22 protein-coding genes and 1 riboswitch are annotated in these 24,096 nt (G+C 51.0%); of the genes, 9 read left to right on the plus strand and 13 right to left on the minus strand.

Going from position 1 to position 24,096, the window contains the following annotated elements; genetic code table 11:
- Window positions 1–379: 379 nt before the first annotated feature.
- The 5 genes from A3842_RS16955 to A3842_RS16975 form a co-directional block, all read right to left on the minus strand.
- The gene (locus A3842_RS16955) at window positions 380–1,606 is read right to left on the minus strand and encodes a TolB family protein (protein WP_074102165.1); all 1,227 of its coding nucleotides are present in this window, start codon (window positions 1,604–1,606) and stop codon (window positions 380–382) included.
- A gap of 973 nt (window positions 1,607–2,579) precedes the next feature.
- Window positions 2,580–3,332, minus strand: coding sequence for an amino acid ABC transporter ATP-binding protein (locus A3842_RS16960; RefSeq protein WP_074102166.1), 753 nt, complete (start codon window positions 3,330–3,332; stop codon window positions 2,580–2,582).
- Window positions 3,333–3,344: 12 nt separating this feature from the next.
- Window positions 3,345–4,013: an amino acid ABC transporter permease gene (locus A3842_RS16965; RefSeq protein ID WP_074088678.1), complete on the minus strand. Its 669-nt coding sequence runs from the start codon at window positions 4,011–4,013 to the stop codon at window positions 3,345–3,347.
- A 58-nt stretch (window positions 4,014–4,071) separates the two neighbouring features.
- Window positions 4,072–4,923: an amino acid ABC transporter substrate-binding protein gene (locus A3842_RS16970; RefSeq protein ID WP_074102167.1), complete on the minus strand. Its 852-nt coding sequence runs from the start codon at window positions 4,921–4,923 to the stop codon at window positions 4,072–4,074.
- Between the two features lie 344 nt (window positions 4,924–5,267).
- Entirely contained in the window at window positions 5,268–6,788 is a 1,521-nt protein-coding gene (locus tag A3842_RS16975; RefSeq protein ID WP_074102168.1) for a DHA2 family efflux MFS transporter permease subunit, read from the minus strand.
- A gap of 194 nt (window positions 6,789–6,982) precedes the next feature.
- On the opposite strand from A3842_RS16975, the gene A3842_RS16980 reads away from it, so the two are divergent.
- The 7 genes from A3842_RS16980 to thiE all read left to right on the plus strand — a co-directional run bounded on the left by A3842_RS16980 (window position 6,983) and on the right by thiE (window position 12,942).
- Window positions 6,983–7,639 carry a TetR/AcrR family transcriptional regulator gene (locus A3842_RS16980; RefSeq protein WP_074088675.1) on the plus strand — a complete coding sequence of 219 codons (657 nt, stop codon included), beginning with the start codon at window positions 6,983–6,985 and terminating at the stop codon, window positions 7,637–7,639.
- 71 nt (window positions 7,640–7,710) lie between these two features.
- Window positions 7,711–7,814: riboswitch (TPP riboswitch) on the plus strand.
- Between the two features lie 111 nt (window positions 7,815–7,925).
- On the plus strand, window positions 7,926–8,714 hold the full coding sequence (locus A3842_RS16985) for an ABC transporter ATP-binding protein (protein ID WP_256701737.1): 789 nt from the start codon (window positions 7,926–7,928) through the stop codon (window positions 8,712–8,714).
- Window positions 8,698–9,474: an ABC transporter permease gene (locus A3842_RS16990; RefSeq protein ID WP_074102169.1), complete on the plus strand. Its 777-nt coding sequence runs from the start codon at window positions 8,698–8,700 to the stop codon at window positions 9,472–9,474. The genes A3842_RS16985 and A3842_RS16990 overlap by 17 nt, the downstream gene beginning before the upstream one ends.
- Complete coding sequence (locus A3842_RS16995) at window positions 9,471–10,523, plus strand: ABC transporter substrate-binding protein (protein WP_074102170.1); 1,053 nt, start codon at window positions 9,471–9,473, stop codon at window positions 10,521–10,523. Before A3842_RS16990 ends, A3842_RS16995 begins: the two co-directional genes overlap by 4 nt.
- Window positions 10,524–10,624: 101 nt before the next feature.
- Window positions 10,625–11,428 (plus strand): hydroxyethylthiazole kinase, encoded by an 804-nt coding sequence (thiM, locus tag A3842_RS17000; RefSeq protein ID WP_256701742.1) that lies wholly within the window; start codon window positions 10,625–10,627, stop codon window positions 11,426–11,428.
- 28 nt (window positions 11,429–11,456) lie between these two features.
- Entirely contained in the window at window positions 11,457–12,290 is an 834-nt protein-coding gene (gene thiD / locus A3842_RS17005; RefSeq protein WP_074102172.1) for a bifunctional hydroxymethylpyrimidine kinase/phosphomethylpyrimidine kinase, read from the plus strand.
- Between the two features lies 1 nt (window position 12,291).
- On the plus strand, window positions 12,292–12,942 hold the full coding sequence (gene thiE / locus A3842_RS17010; protein ID WP_074102173.1) for a thiamine phosphate synthase: 651 nt from the start codon (window positions 12,292–12,294) through the stop codon (window positions 12,940–12,942).
- A gap of 64 nt (window positions 12,943–13,006) precedes the next feature.
- Here thiE and A3842_RS17015 read toward each other — a convergent pair whose 3' ends face one another.
- Complete coding sequence (locus tag A3842_RS17015) at window positions 13,007–13,549, minus strand: GNAT family N-acetyltransferase (RefSeq protein WP_074102174.1); 543 nt, start codon at window positions 13,547–13,549, stop codon at window positions 13,007–13,009.
- Window positions 13,550–13,706: 157 nt separating this feature from the next.
- Here A3842_RS17015 and A3842_RS17020 point away from each other — a divergent pair, with 157 nt between their 5' ends.
- Window positions 13,707–14,144: a MarR family winged helix-turn-helix transcriptional regulator gene (locus A3842_RS17020; protein WP_074088668.1), complete on the plus strand. Its 438-nt coding sequence runs from the start codon at window positions 13,707–13,709 to the stop codon at window positions 14,142–14,144.
- A gap of 17 nt (window positions 14,145–14,161) precedes the next feature.
- A complete protein-coding gene (locus A3842_RS17025; RefSeq protein WP_256701738.1) occupies window positions 14,162–15,985 on the plus strand; it encodes an ABC transporter ATP-binding protein in 1,824 nt (607 codons plus the stop codon).
- 95 nt (window positions 15,986–16,080) lie between these two features.
- On the opposite strand, the gene A3842_RS17030 is transcribed toward A3842_RS17025, so the two are convergent.
- The 7 genes from A3842_RS17030 to A3842_RS17060 form a co-directional block, all read right to left on the minus strand.
- Window positions 16,081–17,028, minus strand: a complete 948-nt coding sequence (locus tag A3842_RS17030; RefSeq protein WP_074102176.1) for a hypothetical protein — start codon at window positions 17,026–17,028, stop codon at window positions 16,081–16,083.
- Between the two features lie 16 nt (window positions 17,029–17,044).
- A complete protein-coding gene (locus A3842_RS17035) occupies window positions 17,045–17,761 on the minus strand; it encodes a pseudouridine synthase (RefSeq protein WP_074102177.1) in 717 nt (238 codons plus the stop codon).
- Between the two features lie 107 nt (window positions 17,762–17,868).
- Complete coding sequence (locus A3842_RS17040; protein WP_178382108.1) at window positions 17,869–18,051, minus strand: DUF3934 family protein; 183 nt, start codon at window positions 18,049–18,051, stop codon at window positions 17,869–17,871.
- A gap of 144 nt (window positions 18,052–18,195) precedes the next feature.
- Window positions 18,196–19,284 carry an aspartate-semialdehyde dehydrogenase gene (gene asd / locus A3842_RS17045; protein WP_074102178.1) on the minus strand — a complete coding sequence of 363 codons (1,089 nt, stop codon included), beginning with the start codon at window positions 19,282–19,284 and terminating at the stop codon, window positions 18,196–18,198.
- 126 nt (window positions 19,285–19,410) lie between these two features.
- On the minus strand, window positions 19,411–20,622 hold the full coding sequence (locus tag A3842_RS17050) for a VWA domain-containing protein (protein WP_074088662.1): 1,212 nt from the start codon (window positions 20,620–20,622) through the stop codon (window positions 19,411–19,413).
- Entirely contained in the window at window positions 20,623–22,968 is a 2,346-nt protein-coding gene (locus A3842_RS17055; protein ID WP_074102179.1) for a DUF5682 family protein, read from the minus strand.
- Complete coding sequence (locus A3842_RS17060; RefSeq protein WP_074088660.1) at window positions 22,965–24,068, minus strand: AAA family ATPase; 1,104 nt, start codon at window positions 24,066–24,068, stop codon at window positions 22,965–22,967. Before A3842_RS17060 ends, A3842_RS17055 begins: the two co-directional genes overlap by 4 nt.
- Window positions 24,069–24,096 lie beyond the last annotated feature (28 nt).

Consider the following 24,096-nt stretch of genomic DNA (forward strand, 5'->3'; position numbering starts at 1 on the left):
CGGCCGCTGTTGTCTGCAGATTTCTTGATGTTTCTGGATTTTATTGCTAACTTTCCCCGTTAGAGTTTAATGTACAATTTCGAGCCAGCCAACAAGTCTGACTCCCACACGACCCCACATTTTTGTTATAACAATATATTCCTTTTACTTTATATTAGGGGTCACATTACGAAACAGAAAAAATCGTACGTTTGGAAATAATGAAAAACCAATTTCTATTTCACAAGGAATTTCGACCTTCTCCATATTTAGTATCTTAATTTTACTCTTGTTCGAAACAAAATAGATCGGCAATGGTATCTGCAGTTTCATTTGGAGTAACCCTGCCCAATTAAAATAAAAACCGCCAAGACTACCCGACGGTTAAATATTATGCTATTCACTCCATTGGAGCATACCAACTTACTGAATGTTGATAATCTACGTTTTCGATCCATTTTTTTGCCGACTTTCCGTCTGGCTCGGAAATCCAAACATCATTATTACCCCAATTCGATCGTGTCCAAGTTAATTTTTGATTTAGATACAGAAATTCAGGGTTAAAATCACCATACCCGATAGGTGGAAAACTTATTTGCTTTTGATCTTTGTTTTGAATATCAATTCTAAATAAAATCGGCAGTGCCCTCTTGGAGGGTTTATTTGACCATTCTATTTCAGGTGACCTGGAAACAATTACATTCTTATCGCTCTGCCATGTAAAACTTAGATCAACAAAATTTTCGGGTGTCAAAATAAGAGATTGCAAAGCAGGGAGTTCTTTTACTTTCAAATGTTTGTTCTTGAATCCAAAGATCATTCTACCGCCACCTTGAATGTATCCCAATAAATTGCTGCTGGGTGCCCAATTAAATGCAAACCCCGAAGCCATCTCATCGAGAGGTTCAAACTTCTTTCCATCCGAAGATAACACGCAAAGCATATTGCTATCCATAGACCATGAAGCAGTTGGATGGACAATAAAAGCAATCCATTTTTTATCAGCAGACCATTCGAAACTAGACGTACCTATTGCCAATATTTCAATATTACCTTTCTTCAAATTCCCAGGGATGGTGAAAAATTGTTGCACATTTTTAATTAAGTCTTCAACTTTTAGGTCCTTTCCTAAGGGAACCTTAAAAAGTATAGGGTTTGTCCATCCATTTGGGAGTAGATTTGCACTTGATGAAACCAAAAAGCCACTTCCATCTGGCATCCATGAGAAACTACTGACACCTAGGGCTACATTCGTAAAACTTTTAGGTTTTCCCAAACGAATGTCTGAAATATTCAGAACGCTGCGGTCTTGGAAGGCAAGAACATTTTTATCTGGTGCCCATTGACAGTTTGAGCCTCCCTCATGATACACCTGGTAGCTTTTCATGCCCAGGGTATCATAAACCCATATTCCATCCTTTTTCGTATAGGCAATCCATTTCCCATCATATGACCAAACAGATGAATCCACACGCGAATCATTAGTTATTTGTTTTTCCACTTTATCGACTTTCAACCAAAGATTCTCTTCGCGGATAAAAGCGGCTTTCAATGTACTTTCTGCATGAGTTATGAGTGATCCCTGGAAACAAAATAGAAAAATTAGGATCAATAAAAGTTTCTGCACCTCACCACCTCCAATTCAATGTTATATTCCCCAAAATCGATCTATATATCCATTAAAAAAGACCCTTTAAATAAAGAGTCGTAAACTTGACTTTCCATGTATAGTAGAGAAATGCAAGTTAGCCACAATCAATGTGTAATAATAAACTATACTTCAACTGGACGTCTGCCGTAGGGAACAATAGCGTTAATTTAGGGTTGATTTATCTGACGCTCTCATGGCAACTTCTTAGGACTCAATCTGACAGGATCGCCGATAATGTACGATTTTTTCCGTTTCGTGATGTGACCCCTAATGCCACACTAACCTCCCGTTAGCATAATGAAGCGTCAGCTAGTCTAATACTTTGTTTTCTCAGTCTACAACTTTATTTTCCCAGGCTAACACTTTAATTTTCAGTCTAATACTTTATTTTCTTTGGACAGTCTAATCGATTGACAGCAGCATTTACGACACGAACGAGGTGGTTTTCGGGAATATCTTCTTCCATATCCATTGGCAAAAGTTGGTCCATGGTATATTGAATGTACAAAAGAAACCTCTCCTTGATTGAAAATGGTTGACCGCACTTCCATTTTACCAAAGAAAGGTTTCCTTTTTTATGATTTTAGAAGGATTGTAGATACGGTTCCCACTTAAACAGCGGAGAGAACGGAATGATTGTGGAAAAGCGGCAGCGTTCGCCTTGGTCTCCGGATTTTCACCGCTAAGGGGAATGAAAAAAATCTGGAGACCACAGCGATTGGAACAACGTTTCGTTCGCGGAGCGTCCTCACCAAGCGCAACCGTCTATCCAACTCTAAAAACAAGGGGCGTCCCAGCCATTTCATGGCTTATGGGACACCCCCTCAGGTATCCGTTTCAGCGAGAAATAGAAGGATGATTTATAGTGTGAAACATATAAATCCTTATATTTGTAAAAAGGCAGTCCCGGACGTTCTTCCGGACTGCCTTTTTTTTGTTAATAACCAGATTAGATGTCCTCTCCGCTAATCCGGTTCAGGAACTGCAGCGCGCGCGGGTTCGTTGTATGCTCCAGCACTTCAGCCGGTGTCCCCTGCTCCAGGATTACACCGTCATCCATCAATATAATCTGATCCGCCACATCCGCGGCGAATTTCATCTCATGGGTAACAATGACCATCGTCATGCCTTCGGCAGCAAGCTGCTTGATTACCTTCAATACCTCGCCTACCAGCTCAGGATCGAGAGCCGAGGTGGGCTCATCGAACAGCAGTACTTCAGGCTCCACGGCCATCGCCCGCGCAATGGCGACACGCTGCTGCTGTCCGCCCGATAATTGATGCGGGTAAGCATCCACCTTGTCCGCAAGGCCAACCTTGGCGAGCAGCTCGATGCCGCGCTTGCGGGCTTCCTCCTTCGGGCGTTTCTGGACGGTAACCTGACCCTCCATCACATTTCCCAATGCGGTCATATGCGGGAACAAATTATAGGACTGAAAGACCATTCCGGTCCGCTGGCGGAGCGCAAGTATCGAACGCTGCGGGATTTTGCCGCCGGCTGTGAAATTCAACTTCAGATCAGCCAGTGCCAGGCTTCCCTGGTCAGGCTGTTCCAGCAGATTGAAGCAGCGCAGCAGGGTTGTTTTCCCAGATCCGGAAGGGCCTATTATAACGAGTACTTTGCCATGTTCAACGGTGAGGTCTACACCCTTCAGCACTTGGAGGGGGCCGAACGATTTGTGCAAGTCACGAATTTCAATCACGGGTACTCCTCCTTATCTCGCCGAGTAACGGTCGAGCCGCTTCTCCAGGTGATTTTGCAGAACGGATAGCACGGAACAAAACAGCAGATAAAACAGAGCCGCTTCACAGTATAACAGCAGCGGTTCATAGGTGGTTGCCGTAATCTGCTGTGCTGTTTTGAAAATCTCAACATAAGTGATTGTCGCTGCAAGCGAAGTGTCCTTAACGAGGCTGATAAAAGAATTGGACAACGGTGGAACCGAAACACGCGCTGCCTGAGGGAGAATGACTCTGCGCAGCGCCTGTCCCCGTGTCATTCCGACAGAGAATGCTGCTTCCCATTGGCCTTTATGTATAGACAGAATCGCGGCCCGCACAATCTCGGAGGAATAAGCGCCCACGCTGAGCGTGAATCCTATCGTAGCAGCAATAAAAGGATCAAGTATGATGCCTACCGCCGGCAAGCCGTAAAAAATAATAAACAGTTGCACCAGGAGAGGTGTGCCCCGGATTATCCAAACGTAAAAGCGGGCGATCAGCTTCGGCAAGGTCCATGGCGAAAGGCGGATCAGTGCGGTCAATACAGCCAGCAGAAGCCCCAAGATAAATGAAACGACAGCCAGCGGAATGGTAAAAGCCACCCCGGCTTTGAGCAGGGGCAGCATCGAATCAAGGAAAATTTGTATTTTGCGGTCATCCATAGATCAGACATCCTTCTCTAGACTATGGGCGGCCTCGGCCGCCCTCGTCTACCCGTTATTATTTGGAAACGTCAGCGCCAAAATACTTCTCGGAAATCTTCAGGTATGAACCGTCACTCTTCATAGCTGCCAGAGCTTCGTTCACAGCGGCTACCAGTTCATCGTTGCCTTTCAGGAAGACAGCCGCACTCTGAGAGCCCTCTGCAATTTCGTCAACAACCTTGATTTTCACATCCGGCTTCTGCTTCTTCAGATCCAGATAGGACAGGCCGTCATTCACGGTTGCATCAATGCGCCCTGAGGTCAGCAGATCAATGGCTTGATTAAAACCGTCGGTTGCCACGATTTCCGCTCCGTTCTTACGGGCGATATCGGACAGATTACTGGTCATAGACTGGCCGGCTTTCTTGCCTTTCAGATCAGCGAAGGTCTTGATATCTTCATTCTTCTCGCCAACGATCAGCACAGCTTTGGAGACAATATAAGGGTCCGAGAAATCGTACTTCACCTTGCGTTCGTCGGTAATGGAAACTTCATTAAAGATAACATCAAAGCGCTTCGCGTCCATCCCGGCAAAAATGCCGTCCCACTGGGTTTCGAAGAATTCCGCTTTTACTCCCAGCCGTTTGGCCACCTCTTCAGCGATCTCAACGTCAAAACCGGTTAGCTTACCGGAAGAATCATGGAAGGTAAATGGTGCATAGGTACCCTCGGTCCCAATACGCAGCTTACCGCTGGCTTTGATGGCCTCCAGGCTGTTTTGTTCCGCAGGTGCTGCAGCTCCTTCAGTAGGTGCTGCCGAAGACTCGGCTGCTGAATTTTTGCCTCCGGCATTATTGTTATTATTGCCGCAAGCTGCTAGCAGTACCACTGTAAGCAGCAATAGAATAGTCAAACTAAGTTTTTTCATAAATCGATAACCCCTCTCGTCTCATTCTCTGTATGTACCGGCTGTTCACCGGCAAGTTGAATAGTAACACCGTCACATCAGCGGAGTCAATAGTTTTTCCGATAATAAACATCGGAATTATGATGTAAGCGTTTGAACCGCTATTTTCCTTCTCTTAAGGCTGCTGGTATTGGAATAGCATACCCCAAAACATGTTAAATTCCCCAGAGAAGTCAGGTACAAAAAGTGGAAACAGCTTCGCAGTCCTTATAGAGCCTCAACAATAAAAAAATCCCCGCAGCACCTGAATGCTGAACGGAGATATTTGCACTAACCCATATGTTATTTGACTGCATTTACAGAAACTAACTATGCATCATTTCAGGCTGAACCTTTGACTTGGAGCCGTCTTCCCCGCCTCTGCGCCCTCTCCGCAGAAGTAAGCCCAGCATAGCACCGCCCAGAGCAACGAAAATCATAATGTGAAAGGTATCATCAAACCCTTTGGCAAGAACGGTTTGTGTAGCCAGCTTCAAGGCTTCGGGTGAAGCTTCTGCCGCGCTCTTGCCGGCTGCAGCGGCAGCCTCTTGCATTTCCGCCCCGCGCGCAGCCGCTCTTGAGGTCAGGATGGTTACCAGTGTGGAAACAGCCAGAGAATTGATTACCTGCTGCATGGAATTGGTCAAGGAAGTGACCCGGTTAACCAAATGACTTGGCGCCTTGTTGAGCAGATGTGTATTCATTGGCATCACCATCATTCCCATGCCTGCACCGCACATGATCAGCGGCAGAATCAGGTCCCTGCTCTGCGTGGTAAGATCCACATGAGAATACTGGTACAACGCACCCGAAACCAGGCTGAGTCCGCAGACCACCAGCCAGCGAACTCCGATCTTGTCGAACAAAATCCCGGCAATGGGCATCATAAGGCCAGAGGCAATCGCCTGGGGCAGCAGGGTAAGACCCGTATCAAATGCTCCGAAGCCGCGGGCCTGCTGAAGAAACTGCGGGAGCAGGAACAGCGCACCGTACAAGCCGAACTGTGCAATCCATTGTACAACAATCCCTGTGCTGAAATCGACCGAGCGCAGAATACGCAGTTCCAGGAGCGGTGTCTCCGAACGAAACTCAGCAATGACAAAAGCGATTAAGGCCACAGCACCGAGGGATAAACCGATCAGTGTTTTGTCCGAAGTCCAGCTGTCCGCTCCCTGGCTCACCCCGTAAGACAGAGAAGCAAAGGCAAGGGGCCCAAGAATGATCCCAAGCTTATCCATCCCCGGCACCTGGCTGCGTTCCGATTGAGGCAGCTTGCGGGAACCAATCAGAAGACAAATGATCCCGATGGGAATATTAATGAGGAAGATCCAGCGCCAGGAATGATACTCCACCAGCCAGCCGGACAGCACGGGACCGATAGCCGGAGCGAACAGCACCGGAATACCCATGATCCCCATGACTACGCCTACCTTGCTCTTGGGTGCCAGTTTGTACACATATGCCATCCCGACAGGAAGCACACAACCTCCGCCCAGACCCTGCAGGACACGGAACGCAATCAGCCATTCTGCACGGCTTGGTGTTGCACAGAGAATTGAACCCATAGTGAATACGATAACTGCAGTCAGAAAAACAGTCTTGGCCCCAAAGCGGTCAGACAGCCAGCCGGACAACGGGATCACCGAAGCCTGGGCCAGCATGTACCCGGTCACAATCCATTGCAGTGTATTTAGATCCGTATTAAAATCCTTAACCAGCGTTGATAAAGCCACATTCATAGCCGTACTGTCGAGCACCACCATGAATACACCGGCAATGATGGCCAGCAGCGGAACCAGAATGCTTGACAGGCGAAAATCGGCCTCCGGTTTCAGCGATTGCTCCATTCTCTGTCTCCTCCTGAATTGAACTGCGCGCAGGTGGACTTATTGACCTCAGCGCAGCTTAATCGATATAATATATCTCTAAACGGACAACTGTCCGTATTTACATTTTTCAGTCTACGGACAATTGTCCGCTATGTCAATGGAGTTCACATATTTCCTGTAAATATATACTGTATTTCTGAAAGGAGCCTGTCATGAACCCGAGAGAACAAGGCAGCAACCCATCCTCAAACCCAATACCACCATCAAATCCATCCTCCTTCCGGAATAATCAGGACCCTTATGTCCAGCGTATTCTTGAGGCCGCCCGAGCGCTTTTTACTGAGAACGGTCTGGAAGGAGTCAGTATGTACGGCATTGCCAAGCAGGCAGGAATCGGCCAGGGCTCGCTCTACCGCAGATTCACGGACAAAGGTGAAATTTGCTCTGCCCTGCTCTCCACCAGCTCAGAGCGTTTTCTTACCCGTTTGGAGCAGGAGCTCCAAACCACTTTAGAAACAGACAGCTCCATTGAGGAACTGCGGAGCAGTATTGAACAAGTGGTGGATTTCATAGACCAGCATGCCGAGCTGCTGCAGATGATCAAGTCTGAGTTCACGGGTAAGAAACAGCTTACCCAGTTTGAACATCCGATTTTCCAGCGGCTGAATGCAGTTATGGCCGAGCGTCTGCGGAGGGTTGCTGATGACGGCAAGCTGATTGCTATTGATCCGCATTTTGCCGCAACTTCTCTGATCGCGGTCCTCAGCCCTGATCTCTATCTCTATCAGCAGAAGCTTCACGGGTCGGGCAAAAAGGATATCCTGGAAGGGATTCTAACCCTATTCGTAACTGGACTGCAGCGGTCCTGAGTACACTTTCTTTTGACAACATTCTGGAATATGCTATATTAGTTAGCAGTTGCGAATATAATATTGACCTGCTATTTCACTAGGGGAGTCTAATGACTGAGACGAAGCCTTAAGCTTCGGACCCTTGGAACCTGATCTGGATCATACCAGCGGAGGGAAGTGGAACAGAAACGATCAGCAGTGCCGCTTCACGCCTACTGCCTGAACCTTTCAGACCCATTTGCCTCCCCTGGAGACGGATGGGTCTTTATTGTGCTTCCTAAGTCCCGGAAGCAGATGCGTGCCAATGAAAGGAGGCTTAATACATACGAGTATGATCTCTATCACTAACCTGTCCTATGCTTTCAGCACTTCACCGCAGATGCCCGTATTCAGTAGGCTCTCGATGAACGTCCGCCGGGGCGAATTCATTTCCATTGTCGGTGCCAGCGGCTGCGGAAAAAGCACCCTGTTCAAAATCATCGCCGGTCTGCTTCGGCATACAGGTGGCGAACTCAAAGTTCACGGTATGATCTCTGACGATCCATCGTCGCGCCTGGGCCAGGTCGCCTATATGCCGCAGCAGGATCTGCTGTTGCCCTGGAGAACCGTGATGGACAACTGCCTGCTGCCTTGGGAGCTGAAGCGAAAAGGCAGCAAGGCAGTTGCTGTAAAGAATATCCGTGAGATGCTCGAACGGTTTGGCCTTGAAGGTACAGAGCGGCTCTACCCGCAGGAGCTGTCCGGGGGGATGCGTCAGCGGATCGCTATGCTCCGTACCCTTGCCGCTGGAAATGAGCTGATGCTGCTCGATGAGCCTTTTGGAGCACTGGATGCCATAACCAAGCGTGAACTGCACCGCTGGCTCCTGGAATTGTGGAGCAGTCTTAAGCAAACGGTTCTGTTCATCACCCACGATCTGGAGGAAGCGCTGCTGCTCAGTGACCGGATTTACTTGATGTCTGGAGGCAGCGGCGGTGTACAGGAATTCTCGGTGGATATCCCGCGGCCCAGACACTACCGGATGAACTATGAACCGAAGTTTATTACTTTGCGGGAGAATTTGGAGCGGAGGCTGCATGAGAGTATCTATTAGCAGAACCTTTCTGCGCGATTATGGCCCCTTTGCCTTGCTGGTACTGGTCACCCTAGCCGGCTGGGAGTTCGCTGCATGGCTGAAGCTTGTTCCAGCATTCATTCTCCCGGCTCCAACAGCTATATGGACGGCACTTATGGAGCAGAAAGAACTGCTCTTCGGAGAGCATTTACCCGCTACACTTCAGGAGGTTTTGCTCGGCTTTGTTCTGTCAGCAGCCTGCGGCATGCTGCTGGGTACGGGAATGCACATGTTTACTCCGCTCGAAAAGGCGTTATACCCTTTGCTGGTGATCAGTCAGACCATTCCGCTGATCGCGCTGTCACCCATTTTTATTATGTGGTTTGGCTATACCCTATGGAGCAAGGTTGCGGTGGTTTTCCTTACTGCCTTTTTCCCGGTGGTAGTAGGGACCTTTGACGGTCTGCGCAAAAGCGGTGCTATGTACAAAGAACTGCTGCTCACACTTGGTGCGACCCGCTGGCAAATTCTGCTAAAGACCCAGATTCCGCCTGCACTGCCCTCTTTGTTCTCTGGTCTTAAGCTCTCTATGGTCTACTGCGTCATTGGCGCGACGATTGGGGAATGGCTGGGCGGTAGCCGGGGGCTCGGCTATTTCAGCCGGCGGATGGCGGGCAATCTGCAAAGTGCGGAAATGTTCGCCGCAGTATTTCTTTTATCTGCACTCGGTATCGTTTTATTTCTATTTATTGTGCTGCTCGAAAAAATTATTTTGCAGAAAAGAGGCATTCATCGATGAAACTGATCCCTTCTGAACCTCCCTTTAGAAAAAGGAAACTCCCTTTGCTCCCCTTATTGCTGCTTCTGTGTCTGGGACTTGCTGCGACAGGCTGTGGGAACAGCAATGATAAGTCTCCAGCCAGCTCTGCATCAGCGGATCAAGGCGGGCAGCCCCACAAGCTGACGATTATGCTCGACTGGTACCCGAATGCAGTCCACTCCTTCCTGTACGCCGCCCAGCAGAACGGCTATTTTGCCGACGAAGGGCTTACTGTGGATATCCAAATGCCCGCTGACAGCAATGATGCCCTGAAGCTCGTAGCCGCAGGTAAAGTTGACCTGGCCCTAAGTTACCAGCCGCAGGTGCTGATGGCTCGGGGTGAGCAGATTCCGGTGAAGTCCGTAGCTGCGATCGTCAGACATCCGCTTAATCATCTGATGGTTCCGGCTGACAGCGGGATCAAGAGCCCAAAGGACCTGGCAGGCAAAAATGCCGGATACTCCTCGATCCCACTCTATGAAGCTATGCTGAAAACCATGGTCAAAAGCGATGGCGGAGATCCTGGAGCAGTAACCCTGACCGATGTGGGTTTTGACCTGATTCCAGCCATTACAACCGGGCGTGTCGATGGCATTATTGGCGGATTTATTAACCATGAGCAGTTGATTCTGGAAAAGGAAGGCCATCCGGTCATTTCGCTGAATCCAACCGATTACGGCGTCCCCGATTATTATGAGCTAGTATTGGTCGCCAGCGACCAGGGCCTGCAGAATTCTGAAGGCTATATCCAGAAGTTTATCCAGGCAGCACGTAAAGGACAGCAATTCGTTGCGGATCACCCGCAGGAGGCACTTAACCTCCTTCTGGCTCATGAGGATGCAACGGCTCCACTCGACAAAGACATCGAATCCAAAAGCCTGGAGCTGCTGCTGCCCCTAATGGACGCCGGCAGTGAGCCGTTTGGCTATCAGGACCCTGCATCATGGGAAAAGGTACAAACCTGGCTGAGTGATAACGGGCTGCTGAATGGCAAGGTGAAGACCGCGGAGGCTTTTATTAACTTGTAAATGAGAATTCATAAATGCTCATATAACTAAGTCTACGCTTCTGGAGCGAGTTTGTACGAAGTGAATTCATAGAAGCAAGGCTGACAAAACTTTTAGGAGGAATACTCATGTCTTTCTTATCCAAAGTGCGGGACAGCAATCCGCTGGTGCATAACATTACCAATATTGTGGTCGCGAACTTCAGTGCGAACGGACTGCTGGCACTCGGGGCTTCGCCTTTTATGGCGGATGCACATGAAGAAGTCGCGGATATTGCCGCTATGTCTGGTGCTGTAGTGCTCAATATCGGTACACTCAATGACTACGCCATTGATTCGATGCTAATTGCCGGACTGGCAGCGAACCGTCATCATGTGCCGGTTGTCCTTGACCCCGTAGGTGCCGGAGCCACTGCTTACCGCACCGAAGTAACCCATAGGCTGGTCAACCAAATGCAGATCACCGCGCTGCGCGGCAACGTCGCTGAAGTGGCCCATGTGGTAGGCGAGAGCTGGAACATCAAAGGTGTAGATGCCGGTACCGGAGACGGTGATGTGGTGGCATTGGCTGTAAAAGCTGCGCTGAAGCTGAATTGTGTGGTGATCATCACCGGCAAAGAGGATGTTATCACGGATGGCAGCACCACCTACGTAGTCAGCAACGGCCACCCTGTACTGACTAAGGTTACCGGCACCGGATGCCTGCTCAGTGCAGTCGTCGGCGCTTTCCTGGCAGCTAGCGGCGGCGCCTGGCTGGAAGCAGCTGCAGAAGCTATATCCTTCTATGGCGTTGCCGCTGAAATTGCGGCCAGTCGGTCGTGCCAACAGGGAGTCGGCAGCTTCCAGATCGAGTTCCTGAATCAGCTGGCTCTCGTTACCCCGGAAGTATACGCAGAGCGCTCCCGCATACAACGACTTGAACAATGATAACATTTTCACCAAAGGAGAGCTTGCGATGACAGAGCCTACAAGGAATAAAATATTCAAAGCATTGACAATTGCCGGTTCCGACTCCGGGGGTGGGGCTGGCATTCAGGCCGATCTTAAAACCTTCCAAGAGCTGGGGGTATACGGTATGTCCGCGCTTACTGCAGTGACAGCACAGAACACCTTAGGTGTTCAAGGCGTATATCCGCTGGAAGCGGATGCCGTTACCGCGCAGCTTGATTCCATCGGAACCGATCTTACACCGGATGCTGTCAAAACAGGCATGCTGTTCAGTAGCGGACTCATCCTTGCAGTTGCCGAAAAGGTGAGCCAATATGGCTGGGACCATTTGGTCGTTGATCCGGTTATGGTTGCCAAAGGCGGTTCTCCCCTGCTCCAGCAGGAAGCCGTACAGGCACTGATCCGCTATCTGCTGCCACTGGCCCTGGCTGTAACACCCAATATCCCTGAAGCAGAAATTCTGAGCGGAATGAAGATTTCGGGCATGGCAGACCGCGAGACAGCAGCCAGACTTATTCATGCCATGGGACCGCGCTATGTGATGCTCAAGGGTGGTCATGTTGATGAAGATAGCCATATGGTAACTGACCTTGTATTTGATGGAGAGAAGTTCACTTATTGGGAAAGTCCACGTGTTGCAACTCAGCATACCCACGGAACCGGCTGTACTTACTCCGCTGCCCTTACCGCAGAACTTGCACAACACAAAACGGTCCCTGAAGCGATTCAGACAGCCAAGGCTTTTATCCATGCAGCCATTGAAGACGGCTTGAATATAGGTTCCGGATACGGGCCGACGAACCACTTCGCCTATCAGAACAGAATGAGGGGGAGGCGCTGATATGCAGCGGATAGACAGCGAAGATATGCGCAGACTGCTGAAGCTGTATTTCATTATGGGCAGTGTGAACTGCCGGAAGGCTCCACTGGAAACACTCTCTGAAGCGATTGAGGGCGGGATTACCTTGTTCCAGTATCGCGAAAAAGGCCGGACCGCTTTCACCGGCCAGGCCTATGTCGAGCTTGCCCGACAGTTCCAGCAGCGTTGCCGGGAGTGCCAGGTGCCTTTTATCGTAAACGATGACATTGAGCTGGCGATTGCCCTGGATGCGGACGGTGTTCACGTTGGTCAGGACGATGAACCTGCCCGTTCGATCCGCGAGCGGCTGGGAGCACGTAAAATCATCGGGGTATCCGCCCATACGCTGGAAGAAGGCCAACAGGCTATTGCGGACGGTGCCGATTATCTTGGCGTCGGGCCGGTCTATCCCACTTCTTCCAAGGACGATGCTGAAGCGGTGCAGGGTACCGCTGTGATAGAGACGCTGCGCCGCAGCGGACTTACCATTCCCCTGGTTGGAATCGGTGGTATCACCGTGGACAATGCAGCCCCTGTAATGAAGGCTGGAGCAGACGGAATCTCCGTGATCTCTGCGATCGCCGGTGCAGACAACATCAGCGCTGCTGCCCGGAAGTTCCTGCGGGTGATGTAACACAAAAAAGCACAGCCGCCGTTCATCACTTGGCGTTGTGCTTTTTTTATGACAATAAGAAAACTCAGCTCCATCTACCCATTACAACGGTGTGGTAAAACTTGCCGTCAGATAAAAGCTTGTCGTTCTTCAGAAGACCTTCCTCTTCAAATCCCAGTTTCTGATAGAGCGCGATAGCCTTGTGGTTGGTTTCCAGGACTTTCAATGTGATTTTGCGGATGCCGCTGGTTTCCGCCCAGTGGATGGAGGCAGCCAGCAGCTGGCTGCCAATCCCAACCCCCCAGTATTCCTGCAGCACACCAATACCAAATTCCACTTGGTGAGACAAGCGTTTCAAGCTAGTTCCCTCACATCTGGAGAATCCGGCCAGCCTGCCGTCAATCTCTGCCACTAAAAAAAGGTGCTTGAGGTTAGCGGCATCATTTAGGATGAGCTCTTCAAAGCCCGCCGCATCCATATACGCCTCCCCTTGTTCCCTATCCAAATTCTCCGTTTCTCCATCGATTTGCAGCCGAATTTCAGACAGCATCCCGGCATCTGCGGGGTCTGCTTCCCGAATCGTAATGCTTTTGCCGCCGCGTTCATATTGCCATGATTCCATTTTCATGATGTACTCCCTTTCCTGAGGACTTCAGCTGTATGCACTTCCAATATTAAACATGCTGACGGTATAGTCAATGTTGTTCGTGCTTGACTATACCGAATTATTGGTTTACTTTATAAACAGTTCACATTGATAACTTTTCTTCAAAGGCAGGTGCAGTATGGCTGATCGTGAGCAAACCATAGAAGTGTATCAATCTTATTTTGCGGTAGCCCGCCAGCTTAAGAAGCTGGCACATCAAAGCGCGGCGGACCTTGGGCTGACCGTGCATCAGATCGGCATCCTGAATTTCCTTCTACAGCATCCGGGGCAGACCCAGAAGGAAGTTACGGAACGCCTGGTATTTAACAAAAGCCGGGTCAGTCTGCATATTGATGCGCTGGCGCTCAAGGGACTGGTCACCCGCACAGTTTCGGAGCTGGACCGCAGAGAGACGATGCTATACCTCACCACCGAAGGTGAGATGCTGTGCAAGCGCTATAACGAGGAAGCTTGGTCCCATAAGGTGCTCGGGGAAGCCCTGGCACCCTTCAAGGAGGATGAGCTGCGTCAGCTTATTCATATGAACAAACAGCTGCTGCTGCATCTGAATTCCTAAATCAATAGAAGCTGGTGATGAGAATGTCCCGAGGTTTTGGACCGGGCGGCCCCCATGGCCGATTGAAATTCGACGACGACGCGCAAAAAGCCAATCTCAGCAAAGCTCTCCTGCTCCGCATCGTGAAATTTTTCATGCCCTACTGGAAACAAACCCTACTTGTAATGGCGGTGCTGATTGTGACCGCTGTACTTGGACTCCTGCCTCCCCTGTTCATCCAGCAGATTATCGACCAGGCGCTTCCGGATAAAAATTTGCGGCTGCTCGTTCTGCTCGTTCTTGCTTCACTGGGTACAACTGTCGTGTCCGGCCTGCTGGGTGTGCTGCAGAATTATTTGAATTCATTTATCTCGCTGCACATTGTCTTCGATATGAAAAACCAAATGTACCGCCATCTGCAAAAGATGCCGCTGCAGTTCTACTCCGGGGTACAGCAAGGTGAAGTTATCACACGTATGACCAGCGACATTTCAGGGGTGCAGGGTGTATTCAGCAGCACAGTAGTCAATTTTGCCAGCAATCTGTTCATTCTCGTCTCCACTGCGGTTACGTTGTTCATCATGAACTGGAAGCTGGCGCTGGTCGGCATTCTTGTAATCCCTTTGTTTATCTTCCCTACCCGCAAGATGGGCAATATCAGCTGGAAGCTGGCCAAGCAGACCCAGGAAAAAATTTCAGATCAAAATCAGATCATCCAGGAGACACTCAGCATCAGCGGGTATCTCCTTATGAAACTATTCACCAAAGAATCGGCAGAGTACGCCAAATTCCAGTCCATTAACTCGGAAGCCACAAGCCTGCAAATCCGGCAATCCATGGCCGGCCGCTGGTTCATGATGGTTCTGTCCACTTTTACCAGTATCGGTCCATTAATGATTTACTTATATGGCGGTTATCTGTTTATTCAGGGAGAGCTGTCCGTTGGGGCAATCGTAGCTTTTGTAGCTTTGCTGGGGAGACTCTATGGACCCGTGATGCAAATGACGAATCTCTATGTGGATATCAAGCGCTCTGCAGCGTTGTTTGAACGGATTTTTGACTATTTTGATATGAAGCCACAGATTGTAGACGAACCGGAGGCCAGGGTCATTCCCGCAGCCGGCAAGGATATCAGTTTTCACAACGTTTCTTTTGCCTACCAGGCGGATAAAACAGCGCTGCACGGGATTTCGTTCACTGCTGCTGCCGGAACCTTAACTGCACTCGTCGGCCCAAGCGGCGCTGGAAAAACAACCGTCACCAACCTTATTCCGCGTCTCTATGATACGGATTCAGGCTCGATCACAATCGGTGGCAGCAACATCCGCGACTTTACACTGGATTCCCTGAGGTCACAGATAGGCCTTGTTACGCAGGACACCTATCTATTCAATGGAACGATCCGGGACAACCTGATGTACGCAGAAGACGGGGCCAGCGAAGCAGAAATGATTGCCGCATGCCAGGCAGCCTATATTCACGATTTTATTCTGAGTCTGCCGGAGGGGTACGACACCGTTGTGGGTAACCGGGGCATCAAGCTGTCCGGCGGCGAAAAGCAGCGGATTTCCATCGCCCGTGTGCTGCTGAAGAATCCGCCGATCATTATCATGGATGAAGCTACCTCCTCCCTTGACACAGCCTCCGAGTATTATATCCAGCAAGCCATGCATTCCCTGCTCCAGGGCAAGACCAGCATCGTGATCGCCCATCGGCTCTCTACCATCATGGCGGCGGATCAAATTCTCGTCGTTCAGAGCGGAGCTATCGTCGAGGAAGGAACGCATGAGTCCCTTCTGGAGCATAATGGAGTATACAGAGATTTATACGACAAGCAATTCGAGTCCAAGGTTCTGGCCTAACAATTAGGAACGCAGGCATATATCTTATATCAGAATAACAAAAATCCGTATGGCGCCATGGTATAAAAAGGCACATACGGATTTCTTTTATATAATTATTGATGAGGGCTGGTGTGATCCAGCGGTTTGAGCTTATCCATCCATCCCTTGATCGGATCGTAGGTACCCGCTTCAATGAGTTTGTGGTAGACACTCACAAATCCGCCGTCCCCGGCAGTTTGGCCCGCCCACTTATAGTACTCGGGGAACTTTGCCTCCGCTTCGTCCAGCCGGTCCAAGATCAGATATACATCCATTAACGACTCAAAGGTGCTTTCTTCAGGTTCTGTTTTGTAATGCTGTTCCTCAATAACCAGCTGGTTTTCATAATATTGCTGCGTTCTGGCTCGATTCGGGATATATTGGTTATTCTTGAACTCATAAACAGCGAATAATGCGGGCCCAAGAGGCACCTGACCGGAATATGGACTTGCTAACAACTCCAGCTCGCCGTCTTGATCTACATCCTCATAGGTCAATAGAACATCATCATTCACAGTGACTTGCAGCTTACCTTCTATCTCCTCCAGAACAATAGTTGCCGACTCGGGACGGTTATCTGCCAGACTGAACAGCAGTGTGGGCCGTCCATTTTGAATAAGCGCCTTTGCCCAAATGCTCTTGGCCTGATCAAATTTGTCCCCGCCTTCAAAGCTTAATCCCTGCTGTTTACTGTCAAAAAGAATCTCACGGTTCTTCGCAACCACAAACTGGGTATAATCAAAATCTCCGCTATTCCAGTAATAAACTTCATAGGTCTGTCCGTTCAGATCAAAAGATTCTTTGTGTACAAAACCAGGATATTGATCCTCTATCGATGCAGTCCCTGCGGCTTCTACAGCTGGCGATGCTGAAACAGCCGGTGAAGCAGGCGGTGACGGCGAAGCCTGTACTGCAGACACAGGATTTTCGGTGGGGCTTGTATGCCCCGCATTCCCGTTATCCCCGGATGATGAACAACCGGCCAGGAATATCAACATGATAAAAAAACTCACAAAGCGCATGTAAGGTAGTCCTCCTCTATGGTTGTAAAGGGGCCTGAGCATTGCTAAGCATTCCATGGAGCTCTGCCAGTTCATCCTGCTCCAGATGCCTCCACTGCCCTCTCTCCAGCCCGCTCAAGGATATATTCATGATCCTGATCCGTTCCAGACGGAGCACTCTATAACCGAGCTCTTTGCACATACGGCGGATTTGCAGATTCAGTCCTTGGGTAAGTACAATCCGAAATTCAGTCTCGCTGATCCGGCTGGTCTCGCATGGTTTGGTCCGTGTACCAAGAATCTCCACACCAGCAGCCATCCTCTGAAGAAATTCATCCGTCAAAAGTTTGTCAACAGTAACCGCATATTCCTTCTCGTGACCATATTCCGAGCGCATCATCTGGTTCACGATCGCTCCGTCATTAGTCAGCAGAATCAGTCCCTCCGACTGTTTATCCAGCCGGCCAATGGCAAATATCCGTGATGGGTATCCCACAAAATCAATGATATTCCCCTTCACCTCGCGTGAGGATGTACAGGTGATGCCTATTGGCTTATTCAGCGCCAGGTATACTGGCTCTCTATCGACAGCAGCTAGGGGCTCTCCGTCGACGGCTACAATGTCGCCTGGCTCAACCTCCGCACCTTTTCCACAAGGAAAGCCATTAATCGTAATCCGCCCGGCCGCAAGTAATCTGTCGGTTTCCCTTCGGGGGTAAATCCCTGTTTCGCTTATGTATTTATTGATTCTCATGTCTGTTTCCGCTCTCCTGAAGGGTAATTAAAAACATCTGATTGGAGTGTATACGCTACAAATTCCAAATCAGATGCCGCATGTTGATCTATGAGCATCCGGCCGTTTTACTTGCCGCTCCTAGTTGGTTTGGTTCCACTGCCCTTGGCTGCTCCCGCGCTTTTGCCGCCAGGTCCCCCAGAGGGTCCGCCTTTTGCCGGCTTCACAGGTTTCGCCGTTTTGTTCCAGCGGGTCCAGCCCTTGCTGCCTGTTCCTCTGCCTGTGCCGCCGCCTTTACTTTTTGCCACAATATCACTCCACCCGGTATTCAGTTTTCGTCTTGCATCCATCTATCTTACCATTACAATGCACAATATGTCAGGTAAATACGCAAACAGCCTGCCGGAACTTATCCGGCAGGTTGTTGCTTACCCTCATATATATTAGTGTGCGGTTTATTTTTTCGGCAGAATGTAACCTTCCGCTTTCAGCAGTTCAGCGATTAATACGGCGCCTCCGGCTGCACCTCTAACCGTATTGTGGGACAGGCTGACGAATTTGTAGTCGTAGAGCGAATCCTCGCGGAGTCGGCCGGCAGAGATACCCATACCGTTCTCAATGTCGCGGTCCAGCTGCGTCTGAGGACGGTTCTCCTCTGTGAAATAAGTGATGAATTGTTTGGGTGCGCTTGGCAGGCCGAGTGCCTGTGGACGGCCTTGGAAGCTGTTCCAGCGTTCAAGAATCTCTTCCTTGGATGGCTTCTGTTCAAAGGAGGCAAACACTGCAGCCATATGGCCGTCAGCAACAGGCACACGGATACATTGTGTCGTAATGACAGGCTGTTCGCTTTTCACGATCCCCTCATCCGTCACGTTACCCCAGATCCGCAGCGGCTCCTGCTCGCTCTTCTCTTCTTCACCGCCGATATATGGGATGACGTTGTCAATCATTTCCGGCCAATCGGTAAAGGTTTTGCCTGCCCCGGAGATCGCCTGATAGGTAGTCACTACCACCTTGGACGGCTTAAAATCATGGAGCGCATGCAGCGTAGGCATGTAGCTCTGGATGGAGCAGTTAGGCTTCACCGCGATGAATCCGGTCTCCGTACCCAGACGTTTGCGCTGCTGGGCAATGACCTCCAGATGCTCAGGGTTGATCTCAGGGATCACCATAGGAACGTCTGGCGTCCAGCGGTGTGCGGAGTTATTGGAAATCACCGGCGTTCCAGTGCGCGCGTAAGCTTCTTCCAGTGCCTTGATCTCTTCTTTCTTCATATCAACGGCGCAGAAAATCAGATCTACATCCGCAGCCACTTCCTCCACCTTGGAGGCATCCTGAACCATGATGCTTTTGACAGCCTCAGGCATAGGAGTGGACAGCTTCCATCTGTTCTTGACCGATTCTTCATAAGTTTTACCTGCTGAATTTGCACTTGCGGCAATCGCCGTTACTTGAAACCAGGGATGATTCTCAAGCAATGCGATAAAACGCTGGCCTACCATTCCAGTACCCCCGACGATACCCGCTCTCAACTTACTTGACATAAGAAATTCATTTCCTTTCAAGCAGCGCCTTCGATAGGTGCTTTTTAATAACCGATTATAAATGATATATGCAGCTTACACAATATGTGATTGTAAAGAAGAGGCTTTTGGAAAAAATTATTGGTGTTACGAAGCTCCCAGACGTTTCGCCAGCTCGCCAAGATCCTGTCCCTTAAGCGCCCCTTCCACAAGTTGGGGCAGCAGGGCCGGAGTGCAGGCGAAGCAAGGTGTGCCATCGCGCGACAACTGTCCGGCCAGCCGCTCATCGTAAGAGGGCTTGCCTTCATCCGACAAGGCCAGCAGGGTCATTGTGCGGACCCCTGACTCGCGCAGATCGCGCATCCGGCGCACAAGCCCAGCCTGGTTGCCGTTCTCATAGAGATCCGAGACAATAATGAATAGCGTCTTCTTAGGTTCTTCAATGAACTGCTCGCAGTACTTCACCGACTTGTGGATATCCGTTCCTCCGCCGAGCTGAATCCCGAACAGCATATCCACCGGATCATTAGCACACTGCTCGGTCAAGTCCACCACTTCAGTATCGAAAACGACTACCCTGGTGTTCAGCGCAGGAATACTTGCAAAGATAGACCCGATGACCGAAGCCCAGATAATGGAGCTGGCCATCGAACCGCTCTGGTCAATATCCACGATAACTGTCCATTCCTTACTGCGGCGTGCCCGGTCAAAATAATAAAACCGCTCAGGAATAATTATCCGCCGCTCCTGGTCATAGTGCTTCAGATTCCGCTCAATGGTCCGCTTCCAGTCCAGCCCGCTGAGCGATGGTAGCGGAGAGTGCTGCCGCTTGTTCAGCGCCCCGGTAACGGCGCGGCGGATATCGGTCTCCAGCAGCTTGACCAGATCATCAACCAAAGCCTGGACCAGCATTCTTGCAGTATCTTTCGTCTTTTCAGGAATTTTACCCTTGAGTGACAAAAGCGTGCCTACCAGCTGGATATCCGGCTTCACCGCAGCCAGCAGCTCCGGCTCGAAGAGCAGCTGCTTCCAGCCCCTGCGCTCCATGGCATCACTCTGGATGATCGATACGACATCCTCCGGGAAATAGCTGCGCACATCGCCAAGCCACTTCGAGAGATTCAGGGCGGCATGGCCCGTCCCTGCTCCTTTGCCCCTGCCGCCGGGAGCATTGCCGGAGCCGCCTCCTCCGTTCGTCTCATCATAGATGGCGGCAAGCGCTGAATCCATGATCAATTCCTCTTCAGTCAGGCTAAGCTGGCCGCCTTCACCGTAGCCTGCAAGCGAGGCTTCGGCTTCCTGCCCCAAGATCAGCCGCCAACGGGTAACAGTACTCTCCTGCTTGCTGTCATTCGTCATCTAAAAATCACCGAAGTCAAAATCATTCAAATCGTCCAGCATCTTGGCTTCATCCTCCTTCAGTTCTCCGGTAAGAATCTCTGCCGCCTGCTCTGTATCCACACCCCACAGTTCACCGAGCAGCTCGGAGATCATCGTTTTCTCTCTTGGTGAGAAGGTGCTGAATGCCCGGCGCAGAAACACCAGCGCCCGCTTGAATTCATCATCCTCAAGCGCATTGATATAATCGTTCAGCTGCTCCCAGAGGCTCATTCTAGAGAGCAGTCCATACCGGTTGCGCATCGACAAGCCTTCGAACCATCCCGCCCCAAGATCGGCCGGGATGCCGGGAGACAACCGGCGTGAGACTTCCGAAGCGACTTCATCCGCTGAGATCGCTCCACGCTCCATCAGAATGGCACAGGCGAAGCCGGACAGCCTCGGGTTGCGGTTATCCTGCTCAGACAGATGCAGCAGCTCCTGCAGCCACAGCGGTTCGTCCACCGTCTCGCTATAATCCAGCGATATTCCGTTCAGTTCATTCATAGCCACAATCATCTGCCCGGCGGCCTCGTCATTGCAGCCGCTCGCATCCAGCAGGAACAGACAGCCCCGCCGGAACAGTTCTTCCAGCAGTGGTGTAAGCGGTACGGTATCCACCTTGCGGATGTCGCCAAAGCCGATAATCGTTGCCAGCTCGCGGGCAGCAGCGGCAATGCCAACCACATCGCGGCTGTCTACAGCAAGGCTCTGAAGAACCCGGCTGGCTTCTTCCATCTGCGCTGTCAAGCCGCATTCACAGGCAATACGGATGAGCGCTGAAGCTTCGGCGATGGACTGGCAAGCCTGCAGCTTCTCGCGAAGCACATAAGCGGCAGCGACTTCAATGGTCTCCCCAAGGAGGGTCGATTCAACCACCTGTATCTCCACCTCCGGCGTCCACTGGATAATCCAGTATTCTGCCCAGGTTGCCGCATCCTGCCCGCTGGGCCTGTTCTTCGCAAAAGAAATCCCGAGCAGCCGCAGTCTATGGAACAAAATAGACCGGCTCAGGTCCAGATAAGCGGCCTCCTCGCTGGACACTCTGCGGTTCTCCCTGAGGTCCAGCGGCAGTTCGCTGGCTACGGTTGATTTATACTTCTCCAGCTTATAACGCTTAAGCAGCCGGTTTAGATCGTCCTGGATCGGTGTCTGACTGACACCGTCAGCGAGTTGCCCGATAGCTGTTCCTACATCCACCCTCGCCAGGGCATCGGCGATGACAGACAGCTCACCGTGGCCAAGCAGCGTCTGGGCGGCATCCCGCAAATCGCGCAGGGTAGGCGCACTCCCGCCGTGCAGCGCAGCCAGCGACTCGGCCAGGCGCACCGCCTCGATCACCTCGGCTGTGGAGCGGTGTGTCCCGCTGCTGCGTAAATAGCCCGCAAGCGTGGACAAATAGAGATGTGCCAGCTCCTCCGGCCGCCCGGCGTCCATGGTCTCCCACATCATTTCAAAGTAATGAGGCGCTCCGTTCCCCGCCCCATAGCCCGACATGGTAGAGAGCTTGTAGTATGAATACGGCATCAGCGTCAGCTTGGTGCTGCGTGAAGGAAGCCCGGACAGTTCTTTGTCGCTCAGGGCGTCCGACAGATCTGCAAGGGCAGACGCATGATACGCTCCGCAAATGACCACGATCTTGTCCGGTGCATGCCCCTCAGCGATTTTATCCAGGATCTGCCGCCGCATATAGGACTCGCGCAGAGCATTATACGCGTGCTCTTTCGGCTGCTCGAGCTGCTCCCGGCCTTCCGATAGCAAGCGCATCCCGGCAGATAACGAAAGAATCGCTGCACGGTAAGCTCCGGCACTTAAATTGTGCTCGTAATTGCGCTCCCAATACATATCATAGTCATATTCACCGGCAAGCCGGGCAATCCGGCTGTACACGGATTCCTGTTCCTTGACCTCTTCAGTTGACGGCTCAACCGCTTCATCCGCTTCAGGCTTCACTTCCTGTACGGAGATACTTTCCCGTCTCATGGCATCTTGAAGGCTTAGAATGACCGAGGAAGGAAGATCAATAAATGCAGCCTCTGCCCCGTGATCACTGGCCCATTTCATGCCCTGATATTCAGGGGAATAGACTGCTAACGGCCACAAGGCCGTACGCACCGGCAACTCCTCCGTGAAAGCTAATATGGCAACAGGAGGCTCCGTTGAGCGATTCGTCAAATGGCGGATTTCATCCGTCGCATCGCTTGGGCCTTCGATCAGCACCGCCGTCGGCTGAAGCTCATTCAGGTATTCCAGCAGATGCTTCGCGCCGCCCGGAGACAGGTGCCGCACTCCGAAAATATGTACCCCGGCTTCAGCAGTCGCTTTCACTCGTTCAACTCCTTACAGGCCTGGTAGAGTCCGCGCCATTCCGCTCCTTTTTTCTTCATCACATTATCCAGATATTCCTTCCAGACCAGCTTGTCTTTGTCATCATCCTTGACAACCGCCCCTTGAAGCCCGGCAGCAAGATCGCGTTCCGTCAGCTCACCATCACCGAAGCTGGCTGCAAGCGCCATACTATTCGTAAGCAGCGAGATAGCCTCAGCCGTAGAGATCACACCTGCAGGAGTCTTCACCTTCTCTTTCTTGTCCAGTGTCATACCGCTGCGAAGTTCACGGAAGATCGTAACAACCTTGAGCAGCGCCTCATCCGCAGGAACCGAAGCCCCAAGATTATAGGATGATGCAATTTCAGCCACCCGCTTCTTCACGATTGACAGCTCGGTTTCGATATCCGTAGGTGCGGGCAGCACAATAATATTGAAGCGCCGCTTGAGCGCAGCAGACATTTCATTGACACCGCGGTCCCGGGTATTGGCAGTAGCTATAATGGAAAAGCCCTTGCGTGCCCCTGCTTCCTTGCCTAGCTCCGGTACAGAAATCGTCTTCTCCGAAAGAATGGAGATCAGCGCATCCTGCACCTCTGAAGCGCACCGGGAGATCTCTTCGAACCGGGCGATCCCGCCGTCCTCCATGGCCCGCATAATCGGGCTTTTGACCAGTGCTTCAGGAGTAGGGCCGTTAGCCAGAAGCATGGCATAGTTCCATGAATAGCGCACATGCTCTTCACTGGTGCCGGCAGTGCCCTGAACTACCAGACCCGAATTCCCGTAGATCGCCGCCGCCAGATTCTCCGACAGCCAGGATTTTGCCGTTCCCGGCTCCCCGATCAGCAGTAGTGCCCGGTCAGTAACCAATGTGGCGACCGCCATCTCGATCAGACGTGTATTGCCGATATACTTAGGCGTAATGACTGTATTGCCAGCCTTGCCGCCTGCGATAAAGGTCAGCACCGAACGCGGGGACATCTGCCAGCCAGCGGGGATATTGCCGTTATCCTCCTTGCGTAGGGCCTCAAGCTCCTCCCGGTATAAAATCTCTGCCGGCAGCCGCATATAATCCTGAAGCTGTTCTTGTTCCGTTGACATGGATATCTCTCCTTTGTATGGACCGCTC

This window comes from Paenibacillus sp. P3E (genome assembly GCF_001909045.1).
Classification (GTDB): Bacteria; Bacillota; Bacilli; order Paenibacillales; family Paenibacillaceae; genus Paenibacillus_AQ; species Paenibacillus_AQ helianthi.

Coding starts and splice junctions, on each gene's coding strand:
- A3842_RS17025 (WP_256701738.1), top strand. CDS start 14,162: ATGAGAATGTCCCGAGGTTTTGGACCGGGCGGCCCCCATGGCCGATTG.
- A3842_RS17035 (WP_074102177.1), bottom strand. CDS start 17,761: ATGAGAATCAATAAATACATAAGCGAAACAGGGATTTACCCCCGAAGG.
- A3842_RS17060 (WP_074088660.1), bottom strand. CDS start 24,068: ATGTCAACGGAACAAGAACAGCTTCAGGATTATATGCGGCTGCCGGCA.
- asd (WP_074102178.1), bottom strand. CDS start 19,284: ATGTCAAGTAAGTTGAGAGCGGGTATCGTCGGGGGTACTGGAATGGTA.
- A3842_RS16965 (WP_074088678.1), bottom strand. CDS start 4,013: ATGGATGACCGCAAAATACAAATTTTCCTTGATTCGATGCTGCCCCTG.
- A3842_RS16980 (WP_074088675.1), top strand. CDS start 6,983: ATGAACCCGAGAGAACAAGGCAGCAACCCATCCTCAAACCCAATACCA.
- A3842_RS16985 (WP_256701737.1), top strand. CDS start 7,926: ATGAAAGGAGGCTTAATACATACGAGTATGATCTCTATCACTAACCTG.
- A3842_RS17015 (WP_074102174.1), bottom strand. CDS start 13,549: ATGAAAATGGAATCATGGCAATATGAACGCGGCGGCAAAAGCATTACG.
- A3842_RS17020 (WP_074088668.1), top strand. CDS start 13,707: ATGGCTGATCGTGAGCAAACCATAGAAGTGTATCAATCTTATTTTGCG.
- A3842_RS16970 (WP_074102167.1), bottom strand. CDS start 4,923: ATGAAAAAACTTAGTTTGACTATTCTATTGCTGCTTACAGTGGTACTG.
- thiD (WP_074102172.1), top strand. CDS start 11,457: ATGACAGAGCCTACAAGGAATAAAATATTCAAAGCATTGACAATTGCC.
- A3842_RS17030 (WP_074102176.1), bottom strand. CDS start 17,028: ATGCGCTTTGTGAGTTTTTTTATCATGTTGATATTCCTGGCCGGTTGT.
- A3842_RS17050 (WP_074088662.1), bottom strand. CDS start 20,622: ATGACGAATGACAGCAAGCAGGAGAGTACTGTTACCCGTTGGCGGCTG.
- thiE (WP_074102173.1), top strand. CDS start 12,292: ATGCAGCGGATAGACAGCGAAGATATGCGCAGACTGCTGAAGCTGTAT.
- A3842_RS16975 (WP_074102168.1), bottom strand. CDS start 6,788: ATGGAGCAATCGCTGAAACCGGAGGCCGATTTTCGCCTGTCAAGCATT.
- A3842_RS16990 (WP_074102169.1), top strand. CDS start 8,698: ATGAGAGTATCTATTAGCAGAACCTTTCTGCGCGATTATGGCCCCTTT.
- A3842_RS16995 (WP_074102170.1), top strand. CDS start 9,471: ATGAAACTGATCCCTTCTGAACCTCCCTTTAGAAAAAGGAAACTCCCT.